Consider the following 15,798-nt stretch of genomic DNA (forward strand, 5'->3'; position numbering starts at 1 on the left):
CGAAGGATGCACGGCCCGGCTGTATCGCGGCCGTTCATCCTTCGAGGCTCCTCGCGCACTGCTTCGCAGTGCACGCCTCGCACCTCAGGATGACGGGACGTGCGGCAGACCTACTGTTTCACCTTCTCCCACAGCCACTTCGCCACGAGATCCGGCGACGAATTCGCGTCGTTGCCGGCGGCGCGCAGATTCGCCTCGCGCATCGTGGTGATGTCGATCTTGCCGAGCAACGGCTTCAACGCCGCCTGCAATCGTTCGTCGCCAGCGCGCTTCGGCGCGAGCAGCAGGATCGCGTCGTAAGGCGGGATCGCGTGCCTGGGATCATCGAGTACGACGAGATCGTACTTCGCGATCAACCCGTCGCTGGTGTAGCCGGCGATGACGTCGACTTCGCCGCTGGCGACCGCGGCATACATGAAGTCCGGCTGCATCTGGCGCTGGGCGCGGAACTGAAGCCCGTAAGCCTTTTGCAGGGCCGCCCATTCGGGCCGCGAGAAGAATTCGTAGTCGCCGGCGATCGACAGGGTCGACGTATGTGCGGCGAGATCGGCGATGGTGCGGATACCAAGCGCCTCGGCGCGCTGCTTCGGCATCACCAGCGCGTAGGCGTTCTCGAAGCCGAGCTCGCCGAGCAGGGTGATGTTGTCTTTCGCGAGCGCAGTCTTGAGTTCTGTCAGCAGTTCCGCGCGTGGCTTGATATCCGTGCGGTGCAACTGGTTGGCCCAGAGCGTGCCGGAATAATCGACATAGATATCGATATCGCCCGCCTTCAGTGCCTCGAAGATCACGCTCGAACCTAGACCGGAGCGTGCGCTTGCGGAGAGACCGGCCGACTGGAGGCGATCTCTCAGCAGCGCCGACAGCACATATTGCTCGGCAAAGGTCTTGGCGCCGACCACGTAGCCCGACGACGAACGGCCTATGGTCGGCACCAGCGTCGCGGCAACCAGCGCTGCGATTCCGACTACGCCGAACCCCGCGCGCAGGCGGCTACGATGACGCAGCCCACTCTCGATCAGGCCGAGCAGCTGATCGACGGCGAGTGCGAGCAGCGCAGATGCAAAGCACCCGAACAGCACGAACACCCAGTTCTGGGTTTGAAGGCCGGCAAAGATGTAGTTGCCGAGGCTGGTCTGCCCGATCGGCGTCGAGAGCGTCGCGGTGCCGATCACCCAGACTGCGGCGGTTCGGATGCCGGCCATCATCACCGGCAGTGCCAGTGGCAGTTCGACCATCACGAGCGACTGCCGCGGCGTCATGCCGACTCCCTCAGCGGCTTCGATCAGTGCGGGGTCGACGCCGTTAAGCCCGGTGATGCCGTTGCGCAGCACCGGCAACATCGAATAGAGCGCCAGCGCCAGCATCGCCGGCAGGAAGCCGAAGGCCGAGAAGGAGACGCCGAACCATTTCAGCGTCACGGATGCTGCCGCCAGCAGCAGCGGATAGAACAGCGCGAGCAGCGCCAGTCCCGGCACGGTCTGTACGATGCTGGCGAGCGCGAGCAGGACACTCCGCGGCGCCGGACGGTTGCGGGTGAGAATTGCCAGCGGCAGGCTGATGATCAGGCCGAGCGCAAGTGCTGCGAGACTCACCCGCACATGGTTGCCGAGATAGTCGGGGAGATGCGACAGCGCCTCGCCCCAGCGCGGATCGGAGAAAAGGCTCATGCCGCACCGCTTTGTGGCAGCAGCGCATTCAGCCGCTCGACCTGCCGCCGCGGCGTCCGCAACAGCTCCAGCACATAGGCGTCGCTGCTTTTCGTAAGTTCAGCCGGCGTGCCCTGCGCGAGCAGCTTTCCGCTGCGCATCACCGCGATGCGGTCGGCCAGCAAAATCGCTTCCGTCATGTCGTGCGTGATCATCACGGTGGTCAGGCCGAGCTTGCGGTGCAGGTCGCGAAAATCGTCGCCGAGCGCATCGCGGGTGAGGGGATCGAGCGCGCCGAACGGCTCGTCCATCAGCACGATGCGGGGTTTTGCGGCAAGCGCCCGCGCCACGCCGACGCGCTGGCGCTGGCCGCCGGAAAGCGCCTCGGGCAGCCGATCGCGATGCGAGGCACGATCGAGCTGCACGAGATCCAGCAGTTCGTCGACGCGGATTGCGATGTCCGCCGCAGGCTGGCCCAGCAGTTTTGGCGTGATCCCGATATTGTCGGCGACGCTCAGATGCGGAAACAGTCCGCCACTCTGGAAGACGTAGCCGATCCGGCGCCGCAGCGCGACCGGATCGATTTTTTGCACGTCCTCGCCTTCAACCGTGATGGTGCCGCCGTCGGCCTCGATCAGCCGGTTGGCGAGCCGCAGCAGTGTGGTCTTGCCCGAGCCAGAGCCGCCGACGATGGCCAAAAACTCGCCCTCGGCGATGTCGAGTGATACGTCGTCCACGGCCTTGAGGAGGCCGAAGCTCTTGGTGACGTGCGCATAGCCAATCATCGGCCGGGAAGGCATCGGGCGGGGGCTCACTTCGCTGACCCGCCCATGGCGGCGGGGATGACGAGACCCATGCCTAGCACGCTTGTCCGGTTGATTGAACTTGGCCGCGCGAGAGGCTAAGGCATCGTCCGGGGTTTGGAGGAAACACATGACAACGCCCACGGCAGTGGCGCTGGAAGATGCCAAGGTTGCGTTCCGGCTGGCGGACGGGCGGGTCTATACAGCGGTGGAGCAGGCGCATCTTTCGGTCGGTCAGGGCGAGTTCGTCGCCATTGTCGGCCCGACCGGCTGCGGGAAATCGACGCTGCTCAACGTCGCCGCCGGCCTGCTGAAGCCGGCCGCAGGTAGCGTCAAGATCTTCGACCGGCCGCTCGCGGGGCTGAACCGGGACGCCGGCTACCTGTTCCAGGCCGATGCGCTGTTCCCCTGGAAGACGGCGCTCGACAATGTCGCGATCGGGCTCGAGATCAGGGGCACGCCGCGTGCCGAGGCGCTGCCGCGGGCACAGAAATGGCTGACCTCCGTCGGCCTCGGGGCCTTCGCCAACCGTTATCCGCACATGCTCTCGGGCGGCCAGCGCAAGCGCGTGGCGCTGGCGCAGGTGCTGATCCGCGATCCAAAGATCCTCCTGATGGACGAGCCGTTCGGGCCGCTCGATGCGCAAACCCGCCAGGTGATGGGCAATCTGCTGCTCGATCTCTGGAATGCCGACCGCAAGGCCGTGCTGTTCGTGACCCATGATCTCGAAGAGGCGATCGCGCTCGCGGACCGCGTCGTGATCATGTCGGCCGGGCCGTCCTCGCGCATCATCGGCGACTGGCGTGTGCAGCTCGCCCGTCCGCGCGACATCTTCGAGGTGCGGCTGGACAAGGAGTTCCACGCGCTCCATCGCGAGATCTGGAGCGTGCTCAAGGACGAGGTGATGAAGGGCTACGCGCAATCCACCCAGGCGGCGGAGGCGGTCTGATGTCGCGGGTCACGCTGCTTGCGCTGCAAATCCTGGTCGCCATCGTCTGCATCGTGCTGTGGCAGTTGCTGTCGACCGTTCCCATCTTCGGCAAGATCCTGTTGCCGCCGTTCTTCTTCTCCAACCCGGTCGATGTGTTCGAGCAGATCGTCAAATGGTTCTGGAGCGGCGTGATCTGGAAGCATCTCTGGATTACGCTGGTGGAGTCGATCCTTGCTTTCGTGATCGGATCGCTCGGTGGCGTCCTGGTCGGCTTCTGGTTCGCGCGCCAGCCGCTGGTCGCCGCGGTGTTCGACCCCTACGTCAAGATGGTCAACGCACTGCCGCGCGTGGTGCTGGCGCCGATCTTCGCGCTGTGGCTGGGGCTCGGCATCTGGTCCAAGGTCGCGCTCGGCGTGACGCTGGTGTTCTTCATCGTGTTCTTCAACGTCTATCAGGGCGTCAAGGAAGTCAGCCGCACGGTGCTCGACAACGGCCGCATGCTCGGCATGAGTGAGGGACAGTTGATGCGCCACGTCTATTGGCCGTCGGCACTGTCGTGGATGTTCTCGTCGCTGCACACTTCGGTCGGCTTCGCCGTGGTTGGCGCCGTCGTCGGTGAATATCTGGGATCGGCCGCAGGGCTCGGCTATTTGATCCAGCAGGCCGAAGGCGTGTTCGACGTCGCCGGCGTGTTCGCCGGCATGTTCGTGCTGTCGGCCTTCGTGATCCTGATCGACTTCGGGGTTACGCTCGTCGAGCGGAGACTATTGGTGTGGCGGCCCACCGTGGACGGGCGCGGCTGAATCGCTTCGTTGGCCTGCTGACGTTTATGTGATGGGTCAGCTGGAATAGAACGCGCCCCCATGCGTCATACCCCCATGCAATCACCCGCATGGGAGTTCAGGATGCACCCGTCAAAGTTTCGCCGCGCCGTCGCGGCGCTCGCAAGCGGGTGCCGATGGCCCAGGCCCGGCCTCGGCACGGCGCTCATTGGCGCGCGCATTCTCGTCGCATTCGCACTCCCTCCGCTTGTATTCGCGCATGAAGCCCATCCGGCCCATCCGCCGGCAGCGCTCAGTGTCGAGGAGAGTGCGTTCCTGCAAGAGAACGAGGCCGCCATGACCAAGATGATGAACGACATGGCGACCAAACCGACCGGCGACGTCGATCGCGACTTCGTCGCGATGATGAATCCGCATCATCAGGGTGCAATCGACATGGCGATGATCGAATTACGCTACGGCAAGAACGAGCAGCTACGGCGCATCGCCCAGGAAATCATCGTCGACCAGATGCAGGAGATCGCGGCCATGAAGCTCGCGATCGGCGAACCGGCGACCGACACCACGCCAGCGCCGACCCAGCCGCAATCCGTTCCAGCCGCCAACGTCCATCATCATCCGGGCATGCAGATGGATATGTCTGCCGGAATGAAGAAGTAGGAGCCACGCATGAAGAGAAACACAATCGGGAAGAGCATTCTTCTGGCAGCCACGATGCTTGCGACGGGTTCGCTCGCATGGGCAGGGCAGGCGCCGGGCGCGCTGTCCGCCGCCGATATTCCGATCAGCCATCACGATCGCGTCTACGCCGCCGAGCAATTCTCGAATACGGTCTCGGTTACCGATCCCGTCGACAACAAGCTGCTTGGCGTGATCCGGCTCGGCGACCCGCAGCCCGGCAATTTCAGCCCGCTCTACAAGGGCCAGGTGCTCGTGCATGGCATGGGTTTCGCGCCCGACCACAAGACGCTTGCCGTGGTGTCGATCGGCTCCAATTCGGTGACGTTCATCGACACCGCGACCAACGCGGTCAAGCACGTGACCTATGTCGGGCGGTCGCCGCACGAGGCATTCTTCACACCCGATGGCAAGGAGGTCTGGGTCACCGTCCGCGGCGAAAACTACATCTCCGTGATCGATGCGAAGAGTTTTGAGGAGAAGACCCGCATCACGACCCCGAACGGGCCGGGCATGCAGATTTTCTCACCCGACGGCAAGTACGGTTACATCTGCTCGTCTTTCAATCCCGAGACGGACGTGGTCGCGGTGGCCGAGCACAAGATCATTGCCACGGTGAAGCAGGAGAGCCCGTTCTGCCCGAACATCGCGGCGACGCCGGACGGAAACCAGGTCTGGTTCACGCTGAAGGATGTCGGCCGGACCCAGGTGTTCAACGCCAGGCCGCCGTTCAACGCGATCAAGACGATCGACACCGGTCCGATCACGAATCACGTCAACTTCGCGCACACCGCCAAAGGGACCTTTGCTTATGTGACGATCGGCGGACTGAACGAAGTGAAGGTATTCCGCACCGACGATTTCTCGCAAGTCGCGACGATCCCGGTTGGTAATCTACCCCACGGCGTCTGGCCGTCCGGCGACGGCACGCGCATTTATGTCGGGTTGGAGAACGCTGACGCACTTGCGGCGATCGACACGGCGACCAATAAGGTGGTTGGGAACGTTCCGATCGGCCAGGCGCCGCAGGCGATCGCCTATGTTCCTGGTGCAGCGTCCAATCCGGATGACCGCCAGAACTTGCAGGCACTCGGTGTTGCCGGTCAGGTCGCTCATCTGGCGCTTGCGTCGAAAGACAGTCCGAAGGACCGCAACGCGCCGACCAGCGTGTCGCTGTTCGATCAGGGTCTGATTCAGGTCTTGCAGGCTTCGGTAACAGGGCTTCAGCCCAAGCAGAAATATGTGTTGGCGCTGGCGGAGCATAGCGATGGAAGTGGTACGTTGCAGCCCTTGGCAGCGTTCATGACCAATCCGGCCGGATCTGCCATTGTCAACGCGGTCGGGCCGATCCGGCAGATCGTCGACCAGTCTGCGGCGGCTGCAAAGCGGTATCTTGTGATTGCGTCCGGCGACGCGGCCATGCCCGGTGATGCGGTCCAGATCGAGGCGCAATGAGGTCCGTTAGGGCGACAACGGAGAGCAGGCGGAGCGCCTCATGAAGGACATGCTGGTTCAGGTCGAACCGCTGATCCCCGCGCTCCGCCGTTATGCGCGCGCGCTCATGCGAGATCGCGCAGCGGCCGACGATCTGGTCCAGGATTGCCTGGAGCGCGCCGTCAGCCGCTGGCATCAGCGGCGCGACGGCAGTGTGCGCGCCTGGCTGTTCACCATCCTTCACAATCTGGCGGTCACGCAATTCCGCCAGGCCACAGCCCGGGGCAGACATATGCCAATCGAGGATGCAGGCGAGCAGGAGCTCGTCAGTGCGGCTGCACAGGAGCACAGGCTGATCTACCAGGATGTCCTGGGCAAGCTTGCGAAGCTCCCGGAAGAGCAGCGGGCTGTTTTGTTGCTCGTAGCAGTCGAGGATCTTTCCTACGCGGATGCCGCAGCGGTCCTCAACGTTCCGGTTGGGACCGTGATGTCGCGCCTGTCGCGTGCGCGGGAAAGGTTACAGCAGGAGATGGACGGCGTTGCACCAGGGAACGTCGTGGCATTGCGGAGCGTGAAATGAGCCAGCGGCCGATTACCGAGGACGATCTTCATGCCTATGTGGATCAGGCGCTCGAGCCCGAGCGTCGCGCGGGGGTCGCACGTTATCTGGACGATCATCCGGATGTTGCCAGACGCGTCGCGGCCTTCGCCACCCAGCGCGAGCAGCTGCGTGGCGCGCTTGCGTCAATCGCCGACGAGCCCTTGCCGGCCGAACTGAATCTGTCGCGCATCATCGAGAACCCGAGGCGACGTCCTCTGCGGGCGTGGGGCGTGGTCGCGGCGCTGTTGCTTCTCGGCATCGGCGGTCTTGGTGGTTGGACCATGCATAGCCTGCTGCAAGAGGGGTCGAATGGACTGTCTGCGCTTGCACAGGAGGCCGCCTACTCCTATGGCGTCTATGCGCCCGACCGCGTACGGCCGGTCGAGATACGAGCGTCCGACAGTGTCGAGCTCACGCAATGGGTCTCCAACCGGCTTAAGCAGCCGGTCAGGGTGCCGGACCTTTCCGTCTCAGGCTATCGGTTGATGGGCGGACGCCTGGTTGCGACGTCGCACGGTCCGGCCGCGATGTTCATGTACGATGACGATCACGGCGATCGCCTGGTCGTGCTGACGCGTCCGATGAACCGCGGGGAGCAGAACACGCCGATGGTGCCGCAATCGACCGGTGATGTCGCGGGCTTCGCCTGGGCGGATGGTGGCATGGGCTATACGCTTGTCGGCCAGCTTTCGGGGGACACCCTCAAGCCGATAGCGAACGAGATTCGGAAGCAGGCACGCGCGATCTAGCGCTTGAGTTCGCGAAACGGGCCCGCGCATCGGCGCGAGCCCGAGCATTCAACCGCGGTTCGCTTGCGAAGGACTTAGTCCAGCAGCTTGGTATCGTCCGGAGCCTGCGGCGGCGTCTTGATCGCGATGGCCTTGACCTGACCGCTGATCGGCTTGGTGCCGCCATGTGGCGTCCCCTTGGGGATGATGACGAGGTCGCCGGGCTTGACCGTGACTTCTTTGTCGCCGAGCCAGATCGTCCCGGTCCCGTCCAGGATGTACTGGATTTCGTTGGTGTTGGGGTGCATGTGCTTGGGCACATTGCCGAGCTGGATCGAGATGGTGGCGCCGTCGGCGGTCATGAACGTTTTGGAGCGGAAGCCGACCTTGTTGGCGTCCCCCAGTGCGTCGCCTTCCATCTCGCCGGTGTGGATGATCTGCGGGGGGATGCTCTCGGCGGCGAGCGCCGGCCGGAGCAGGTGGGTCACGCCGCATCCGGCGGCAAAAGCGGTGGCGATCGACAGCCCGATTGCAAGGCGATTCATGGAATATCCTCCCCATCAAGAATTGTTCTTGTTTGGGCATGCTATTGCGCCGAAAGGCTGATGGCCAGTGCACTTAGGCAGTGCTTCTCAAGCCATTCCCGCTGCTTTATGGTGCCGCCAGCCGAACGGAGGAAACCAATGAAGAACACGATTGCCAGGCTCGCCGGCGCGCTGCTCGCGCTGACGCTCACCACCGGTTTTGCCGCGGCGCAAAGCAAGGTGACCATCGCGATCGGCGGCGGCGCCTGCCTGTGCTATTTGCCGACGGTGCTGGCAAAACAGCTCGGCGAATACGACAAGGCCGGCCTCAATGTCGAGCTGGTTGATCTCAAGGGCGGCTCGGATGCGCTCAAGGCCGTGCTCGGCGGCAGTGCCGACGTGGTCTCCGGCTATTTCGACCATTGCGTCAATCTGGCAGCGAAGAAGCAGGAGCTTCAAGCCTTCGTGGTCTATGACCGCTATCCCGGCCTTGTGCTGGTGGTCTCGCCCTCGCACACGAACGAAATCAAGTCGATCAAGGATCTCGCTGGCAAGAAGGTCGGCGTCAGCGCGCCCGGCTCTTCCACCGACTTCTTCCTCAAATACATGCTCAAGAAGAACGGGCTCGATCCTGCCGGCACCGCCGTGATCGGCGTCGGCCTTGGCGCGACCGCTGTCGCCGCGATGGAGCAGGGGCAGATCGACGCGGCCGTGATGCTCGATCCTTCCGTCACCGTGCTCCAGGGCAGCCATGCGGATCTGCGCATCCTCAGTGACACCCGCACCCAAAAGGACACGCTCGAGACGTTCGGCGGCGAATATCCGGGCGGCGCGCTGTACTCGACCGTGGCCTGGATCAATGGGCACGAGAAGGAAACTCAGGCACTGACCAACGCAATGCTCGCCACCATCGCCTGGATCCATTCGCATTCGCCTGAAGAGATTATGGCGAAAATGCCCGACGAGATGGTCGGCAAGAACAAGGATCTCTATCTCGCTGCGCTGAAGAACACGATCCCGATGTTCTCGGAGACCGGCAAGATGGACCCGAAAGGTGCGGACGCCGTGCTCGCGGTATTTAGCGTCGGCTCGCCGGAGGTCGCCAACGCCAAGATCGACGTCAGCAAGACCTTTACCAACAAGTATGTCGAACAGGCGAAGAAGACCACGGGGATGAACGTCAAATAGCTGACGCGATTCCGCGGTAATCAGGCGTCATGACCTCACCGATCATTCATCGCGTCACGACGCTTGATCTTGCTGTTCGCCCGGTTGTCTGGCCGTTCGCGGAGCAACGGCGCGCCGAAATCGCAGCGCATTTCGCCGAGAGGCAGCGCGAGCGGCCAAAAATCTGGAATGGCCAAATCCTGCTCGGGTGTGATCCCATGTTCTCGGACGGCCATCTCGCCGCGACTTATTTCGAGACTGATTTCGCGAGCTTCCTCGCCTGGCGTGATTGGGGCTTTCCCGATTCTGCCGTGTTCAACGGTTTCGGCATGGGCGCGCTACGTACATCCGACGGCGCCTTCGTGATGGGCGAGATGGCGCAGCACACATCCACTGCGGGACGCATCTATTTCCCGTCCGGCACGCCCGACCTGGACGACGTCAGGGATGGGATGCTCGACATTCCCGGCAGCGTCGTCCGCGAGATCGAGGAGGAGACCGGCCTGATCCCCGGCGATTACACGGCGGAGGCGGACTGGCACTGCGTCGTCACCGGCCAGGCGATTGCGATGATGCAGATTCTCAACCTGGACATGCCGGGTGAAGCGGCTCGCGCCCGGATCGAAGCCAATCTGGCTGATCAGGACGAACCTGAGCTTTCGGCCATCCATCTCGTGCGCGGAATGGATGATCTCACCCCAACCATGCCGCGATTTGTCACGGCCTTCATCGCGCAGCAGTTCGCCGCGCGCTGACGCGCGAGGCTTGACATCGCATCGCTCTGCCCATGTGATGGCTGGAAAAGCAAAAGCAACAAAATTGCAATGCACAATCGTCCAGGGAGGTTTAGATGCGCCTGCGCATGGCTGCCCGCTTGGTACGTGGGCTGTTGATCGCGATTGCAGCGACGGGCTTGGGCGTGTCAGCCAAAGCTCAAGACAAGAAAATCAAGATCGGTGTGATTTTCGACCTGACCGGTCCGCTTGCGGGCGGCGGCTCCGAGCTCGAATATCTCGGCACCAAGATCATCCTTGATCATTTCAGCAAGACCGGCGTCGAGGGCTACAAGGTCGAGGCGGTCTACGCCGATGCGCAGAGCAAGCCCGACATCGCGATCAACGAATCCGTCCGCCTGCTCGAGCAGGAGAAGGTCGACATGGTGCTCGGCTTCTTCTCCTCGGCGCAGTGCGTGCCGGTCGCAGCCCGCGTCGAGCAGCTCAAGAAGTTCATGTGGATGACGACCTGCATCTCGTCGTCCGTATTCGCGGATAAGAACTACAAATACGTGTTTCGCCCGCAGGCGAGCGGCGACCAGTTCGGCATGATGACCATGGATTTCATCGCTCAGAACGCCAAGGAGAAGTTCGGCAAGGAGCCGGCTGACCTGCGCGTCGCCATCGTTCACGAGGACGGCGCTTATGGCGTCGACGTCTCCAAGGGTAACGAGGCCGGCGCCAGGAAGGCGGGCTTCAACGTCGTGCTGAAGGAAGGCTATTCGGCGACCGCGCCGGATCTATCCGCGCTGGTGACCAAGCTGAAGCGCGCCAAGCCAGACGTGATCTTCCACACCGGCTACAATCCAGACATCACGCTTCTATTGCGCCAGGCTCGCGAGCAAGGGCTGAAGTTCGGCGCGCTGATGGGGCATGGCGCGGGCTACGGCGTCTATGAGAAGCTGAAGGAGGGCATGGGTGCGGACGCCACCTACCTCTTCAATACGGACCCGATCTCGATCTGGCTCGCCAACCAGAAGACCATGGACCCGAAACTTTCACCGGTCATCAAGATGGTCGGCGAGGAGTTCGACAAGATCAGGCCGGGCGTTGCCATCCGCTCGGCCCATGTCGGCATCGGCGCGTCCAACACCTACGTCTTCATGGCTGATGTGCTGCCGCGTGCAATCAAAAAGTATGGCGGCGTCGATCCCGACGCGCTGCGCAAGGCGGCGCTTGAGACTGACATCCCCGAAGGCGGCACCATGCTCGGCTTCGGCGTGAAGTTCTACGGCGAGGGCACACCGATGGCCGGCCAGAACGAACGCTCGTTCCCGGTCGTGATCCAGTATATCGACGACAAATCCTCGGTGGTATGGCCCAAGAGCCAGGCGCAGCGCGAGGCCGTGCTGCCGCTGCCGAAGGGCACCACCTACAGCAACCAGTAGCGCAACACTCGGGAAACGGAGAGCGGCGGTGCTGGAGGTCAGTGGGCTGATGAAGCGGTTTGGCGGCTTCACCGCCGTCAACAGCGTGTCATTCAAGGTCGAGCAAGGCGAGATTCTCGGCCTGATCGGCCCCAACGGTTCAGGCAAGAGCACGATCTTCAACATGCTTTCCGGCACACTGGCGCCGACCTCCGGATCGATCCTGTTCGCGGGGGCCGAGATCGCGGGCCTCGCGCCGCACCGGATCATCAACCGCGGTATCGGCCGTACCTTCCAGATCCCGCGGCCGTTCCGCCGCCTGACGCTGTTCGAGAACGTTGCGCTCGCAGGCTTCTACGGCCAGGGCCGCCACAGCCGGGTCAAAGCCGAGGAGGCGGCGGAGCGATCGCTCGCGATGGTCGGCTTGCCGACCGATCGCCATGCCAGCGTTGACGGCCTCGGCGCGGCCGGCCTGAAAAAGCTCGAACTTGCGAAAGCGCTCGCCACCGCGCCAAAACTGCTGCTCGCCGACGAGAGCCTGGGCGGCCTCGACGAGACCGAGATGGGGCAGGCGGCCGACATGTTGCGCAACATCCGCGACGAGCTCGGCATCACCATCATCTGGGTCGAGCACATCATGGGTGTCTTGATGCGCGTGGTCGACCGCGTCATGGTGCTCGATCACGGCGAGAAGATCTCGGAGGGGCTGCCGAGCGCGGTCGCGGGTGATCCACGCGTCATCGAGGTCTATCTCGGCACTGATGCCGAGACCACGCAGACCGCGGCCGCCGCCGCGCGCCGCCGCGCGGGAGGCTAGACGATGCTGGAGCTGCGATCCGTCAACGCCGGCTACGGCACCTTTCAGGCGCTGTTCGACGTCAATCTCGACGTCAGAGCGGGCGAAGCCGTCGGCGTCATCGGCCCGAATGGTGCCGGCAAGACGACGCTGATGCGCGTCATCTCCGGCCTGATCCGTCCCTCGCGCGGCTCGATCAAAATGGAAGCCGCCGACGTCGTCGCGACACCGCCGCACAAGATCGTCAGCCTCGGCATCGCCCATGTGCCGGAGAACCGTCGGCTGTTTCCGCAGCTCTCGGTCGACGACAATTTGAAGATGGGTGCCTTCATGAAGGAGGCACGCGGCCATTATGCCGAGCGGCTGGATGTCGTGTTCGACCTGTTTCCGCGGCTGAAGGAGCGTCGCCATCAGATGGCCGGCACCATGTCCGGCGGCGAGCAGCAGATGTGCGCGATCGGCCGCGCGCTGATGTCCAACCCAAAGCTGCTGCTGCTCGATGAACCGTCCGCAGGGCTTGCGCCAGTCGTGGTGCAGCAGGTGTTCGAGCTGGTGAAACGCATCCGCGCGCGCGGACTGACCGTGCTGATCGTCGAGCAGAATGTGCAGCAGGTGCTGCGCGTGGTCGACCGTGCCTATCTGATCGAGGCGGGAACGATCCGGGCATCAGGCACTTCGGCCGAGATGCTGGCAAGCGATACGGTCAAGGAAGCTTATCTCGGGGTGTGAGGGAACGGACAAGCGGCATGCAGGGGTTCCTGGATATTTTCGACATCTATCTGCTGGAGGCCGTGATCAACGGCATCCTGCTCGGCGGCGTGCTGGCGCTGCTTGCGCTCGGGCTCAATTTGATCTTCGGCGTCATCGACGTGACCTGGATCTGCTATGCCGAGCTCGTGATGATCGGCATGTACGCGATGTATTTCCTGGTCCAGTACTACGGCATCAGCTATTTCGCCGCCGCGCCGCTGACGATCCTGCTCGTCGCGATTCTCGGCGCCTTGCTGCATTATCTTGTGATCGCGCCGCTGCTGACCGCGCCGCCGATCAACCAGCTGCTTGCGACCGGTGGCGTGCTGTTCGTGCTCCAGAGCTTTGCCACCGTCGCCTTCGGTATCGACTTCCGCAATCTCGGCATTCGCCTGCCGGTGCTGGCGTTCGGCGAGATGAATTTCAGCTACGCGCGGCTGCTCTCGTTCGCGGCCGCGCTGATTGGCATGGTCGCGGTTTATCTGTTCATGACGCGCACCTTCACTGGCACAGCGATCCGCGCGATCTCGCAGGACCGGCAGATCATGGCGCTGATGGGCGTTGATACGAAGAGAATCTATCTCATTACGTCCGCGATCGGCGGCGGGCTGGCCGGGCTCGCCGCGTGCCTCTTGGTGCTGCAATATGACGTGCATCCCTTCGTCGGCCTCTCGTTCGGGCCGATCACCTTCCTGATCTGCGTGCTCGGTGGCCTCGGCAATTTCATCGGCGGCTTCATTGCCGCCTTCGTGTTCGCCGAGATCATCTCACTCGGCGGCCTGTTCTCCGATCTCGAATGGGGCTACGTGCTCGCCTTCGCCTTCTTCATCGTCATGATGTTCATCCGGCCCGCGGGCCTGCTTGAGAGGCGCCGATGATGGGGCGGGGCCGGCTTGTGGCGTGGGTCGTAGGGCTGGCGGCGCTGATCGCGCTGCCGTTCGTCTACCGCGATCCCTATCATTTGCATATCCTGGTGCTGATCCTGATCTGGTCGTTCGCCTACACGTCCTGGTCGATGATGGGACGGTTCGGCCTGGTCTCGCTCGGACATGGCGGCTTCATGGGGATCGGTGCCTATGTCACCGCGCTCTTGTGGAATCACCTCGGCCTGTCGCCCTGGATCGGCATTCCCATCGGCATGGTCGCGGCCGGTGTGCTGGCGCTGATCGTCGGCTATCCCTGCTTCCGCTTTCGCATCACCGGACACTATTTCGTGCTGGTGACGCTCGCGCTCTCCGGCATCGTGCTTCAGGTCATCACGGCCACGCGCGACTATACCGGCGGCTCGCTCGGCTATACGCCGAACCGCGCCTCGGGCAGCAAGCTGCTCGCGCTGCAATTCGACGACAAGACGACCTGGTATCTGATCGCACTCGGGGTCTGGCTCGCGGGCATCATTGTCTGGCACCTGGTCGACCGCAGCATGAGCCGCTATGCGTTGGAGGCGATCTCGGAGGACGAGGACGCCGCTGCTGCCGCCGGCGTCGACGTCACCGCGGAAAAATTGAAGATCACGCTGATCAGCGCGCTGATGACAGCCTTGGCGGGCGCGATCTACTGCCAGTACCAGATGTTCATCACGCCCGACACCGTCAGCGGTATCGCGGTGTCGCTCCAGATGGTGTTCGCAGCGATCGTCGGCGGCCTCTTCGTCTCGCTCGGCCCGACCGTCGGCGCGGTCATCACCATCATGCTGGCGGAAACCCTGCGCATCGGCTTCGGCACCAGGGCAGTCGGTTGGGACAACCTCGTCTATGGCGTGCTGCTGGTGCTTTTCATCATATTCCTTCCGAAGGGCATCCTTGGTAGCGTGCTCGACCGATTGAAGCCGCAACGCAAGGTATCCCGCGCTCATGAGCAAGAAGCCGTCCAAATCGCTCGCCCAGGAACTTGACCGCTACATCACGCCGTTCCGCTACGATGGCGCCGGTAAGTTTCACCTCAACAAGCACAAGACCAGCGAGAAGGGCGACCTCGACAAGGAGAAGGCGCAGGACATACTCGACGCCAACAAGAAGCGCCTCGTCGAGTTCCAGGAAAAGCTCTATGCCCAGGACCGTTGGTCGGTGCTGATCGTATTCCAGGCCATGGACGCCGGCGGCAAGGATTCTGCGATCAAGGCGATCTTCGAGGGCATCAACCCGCAGGGCTGTGAGGTCCATTCCTTCAAGGCGCCCAGCACCAAGGAGCTCGATCACGACTTCCTGTGGCGCCATGTGATCGCCCTGCCGGAGCGCGGCCATATCGGCATCTTCAATCGCTCGCATTACGAGGAATGCCTGGTGACCCGCGTGCATCCGGAGATCCTCGCCAAGGAGAAGCTGCCGCCAAAGCTCGTGACCAAGAACATCTGGAAGGAGCGGTTCGAGGACATCTCCGCTTTCGAGCGCTATCTCTGCCGCAACGGCACCGTGGTGCTGAAATTCTTCCTCAATCTGTCCAAGGAGGAGCAGCGCGCGCGCTTCCTTGACCGGCTGGAGGATCCGTCCAAGCAATGGAAATTCTCCATGGACGACATCAAGGAGCGCGCGCTGTGGCCGCGCTATCAGGCGGTCTACCAGGACATCGTCCGCCACACGGCGACGCCGCATGCGCCCTGGTATGTCGTGCCGGCCGATCACAAATGGTTCGCGCGCGTCGTGATCGGTTCGGCGATCGTCGCGGCGCTCGAAAAGCTCGACCTGCGCTTCCCCCGCGCCGACAAGGCCTCTGTGGCGGAGTTCGATAACGTGCGCAAGGCGCTGGAGCGGGAAGGGAAGGGGAAGCGGTGACGCCGGCCGAGTGCTCAAGCGGCGCCGGGCTTTGCCGGCTTTCGCAG

At 63.2% G+C, this 15,798-nt stretch carries 17 protein-coding genes; 14 read left to right on the forward strand and 3 right to left on the reverse strand.

The window, feature by feature from the left end:
* Window positions 1-110: 110 nt before the first annotated feature.
* Together UP06_RS24590 and UP06_RS24595 are read right to left on the reverse strand one after the other, a co-directional pair.
* A complete protein-coding gene (locus tag UP06_RS24590; protein WP_045006229.1) occupies window positions 111-1,667 on the reverse strand; it encodes a glycine betaine ABC transporter substrate-binding protein in 1,557 nt (518 codons plus the stop codon).
* Window positions 1,664-2,446: an ATP-binding cassette domain-containing protein gene (locus tag UP06_RS24595; RefSeq protein ID WP_045006230.1), complete on the reverse strand. Its 783-nt coding sequence runs from the start codon at window positions 2,444-2,446 to the stop codon at window positions 1,664-1,666. Before UP06_RS24595 ends, UP06_RS24590 begins: the two co-directional genes overlap by 4 nt.
* 133 nt (window positions 2,447-2,579) lie before the next feature.
* Here UP06_RS24595 and UP06_RS24600 point away from each other — a divergent pair, with 133 nt between their 5' ends.
* From UP06_RS24600 to UP06_RS24625, 6 genes are all read left to right on the forward strand, one after another.
* A complete protein-coding gene (locus UP06_RS24600; RefSeq protein ID WP_045006231.1) occupies window positions 2,580-3,398 on the forward strand; it encodes an ABC transporter ATP-binding protein in 819 nt (272 codons plus the stop codon).
* Window positions 3,398-4,183 (forward strand): ABC transporter permease, encoded by a 786-nt coding sequence (locus UP06_RS24605; protein ID WP_045006232.1) that lies wholly within the window; start codon window positions 3,398-3,400, stop codon window positions 4,181-4,183. The genes UP06_RS24600 and UP06_RS24605 overlap by 1 nt, the downstream gene beginning before the upstream one ends.
* A 102-nt stretch (window positions 4,184-4,285) precedes the next feature.
* Window positions 4,286-4,822 carry a DUF305 domain-containing protein gene (locus tag UP06_RS24610; RefSeq protein WP_045006233.1) on the forward strand — a complete coding sequence of 179 codons (537 nt, stop codon included), beginning with the start codon at window positions 4,286-4,288 and terminating at the stop codon, window positions 4,820-4,822.
* 9 nt (window positions 4,823-4,831) lie between these two features.
* Window positions 4,832-6,295, forward strand: coding sequence for a YncE family protein (locus tag UP06_RS24615; RefSeq protein ID WP_045006234.1), 1,464 nt, complete (start codon window positions 4,832-4,834; stop codon window positions 6,293-6,295).
* A 40-nt stretch (window positions 6,296-6,335) separates the two neighbouring features.
* Window positions 6,336-6,854, forward strand: a complete 519-nt coding sequence (locus tag UP06_RS24620; protein ID WP_156163198.1) for a sigma-70 family RNA polymerase sigma factor — start codon at window positions 6,336-6,338, stop codon at window positions 6,852-6,854.
* Window positions 6,851-7,624, forward strand: coding sequence for an anti-sigma factor family protein (locus tag UP06_RS24625; protein ID WP_045006235.1), 774 nt, complete (start codon window positions 6,851-6,853; stop codon window positions 7,622-7,624). The genes UP06_RS24620 and UP06_RS24625 overlap by 4 nt, the downstream gene beginning before the upstream one ends.
* A 74-nt stretch (window positions 7,625-7,698) precedes the next feature.
* On the opposite strand, the gene UP06_RS24630 is transcribed toward UP06_RS24625, so the two are convergent.
* Complete coding sequence (locus tag UP06_RS24630) at window positions 7,699-8,148, reverse strand: cupin domain-containing protein (protein ID WP_045006236.1); 450 nt, start codon at window positions 8,146-8,148, stop codon at window positions 7,699-7,701.
* 138 nt (window positions 8,149-8,286) lie between these two features.
* Here UP06_RS24630 and UP06_RS24635 point away from each other — a divergent pair, with 138 nt between their 5' ends.
* From UP06_RS24635 to UP06_RS24670, 8 genes are all read left to right on the forward strand, one after another.
* Window positions 8,287-9,315, forward strand: a complete 1,029-nt coding sequence (locus tag UP06_RS24635) for an ABC transporter substrate-binding protein (protein WP_045006237.1) — start codon at window positions 8,287-8,289, stop codon at window positions 9,313-9,315.
* A 29-nt stretch (window positions 9,316-9,344) separates the two neighbouring features.
* Window positions 9,345-10,049, forward strand: coding sequence for a hypothetical protein (locus UP06_RS24640; protein WP_045006238.1), 705 nt, complete (start codon window positions 9,345-9,347; stop codon window positions 10,047-10,049).
* A 95-nt stretch (window positions 10,050-10,144) separates the two neighbouring features.
* Complete coding sequence (locus tag UP06_RS24645; RefSeq protein ID WP_045006239.1) at window positions 10,145-11,455, forward strand: ABC transporter substrate-binding protein; 1,311 nt, start codon at window positions 10,145-10,147, stop codon at window positions 11,453-11,455.
* Between the two features lie 28 nt (window positions 11,456-11,483).
* Window positions 11,484-12,251 carry an ABC transporter ATP-binding protein gene (locus tag UP06_RS24650; RefSeq protein WP_045006240.1) on the forward strand — a complete coding sequence of 256 codons (768 nt, stop codon included), beginning with the start codon at window positions 11,484-11,486 and terminating at the stop codon, window positions 12,249-12,251.
* 3 nt (window positions 12,252-12,254) lie between these two features.
* Entirely contained in the window at window positions 12,255-12,959 is a 705-nt protein-coding gene (locus UP06_RS24655; protein WP_045006241.1) for an ABC transporter ATP-binding protein, read from the forward strand.
* Between the two features lie 17 nt (window positions 12,960-12,976).
* Complete coding sequence (locus tag UP06_RS24660; RefSeq protein WP_045006242.1) at window positions 12,977-13,858, forward strand: branched-chain amino acid ABC transporter permease; 882 nt, start codon at window positions 12,977-12,979, stop codon at window positions 13,856-13,858.
* Window positions 13,855-14,874: a branched-chain amino acid ABC transporter permease gene (locus UP06_RS24665; protein ID WP_045006243.1), complete on the forward strand. Its 1,020-nt coding sequence runs from the start codon at window positions 13,855-13,857 to the stop codon at window positions 14,872-14,874. The genes UP06_RS24660 and UP06_RS24665 overlap by 4 nt, the downstream gene beginning before the upstream one ends.
* The gene (locus UP06_RS24670; RefSeq protein WP_045006244.1) at window positions 14,834-15,751 is read left to right on the forward strand and encodes a polyphosphate kinase 2 family protein; all 918 of its coding nucleotides are present in this window, start codon (window positions 14,834-14,836) and stop codon (window positions 15,749-15,751) included. The genes UP06_RS24665 and UP06_RS24670 overlap by 41 nt, the downstream gene beginning before the upstream one ends.
* Window positions 15,752-15,798: the final 47 nt, after the last annotated feature.

This window comes from Bradyrhizobium sp. LTSP857 (genome assembly GCF_000938285.1).
Taxonomy (GTDB): Bacteria; Pseudomonadota; Alphaproteobacteria; order Rhizobiales; family Xanthobacteraceae; genus Bradyrhizobium.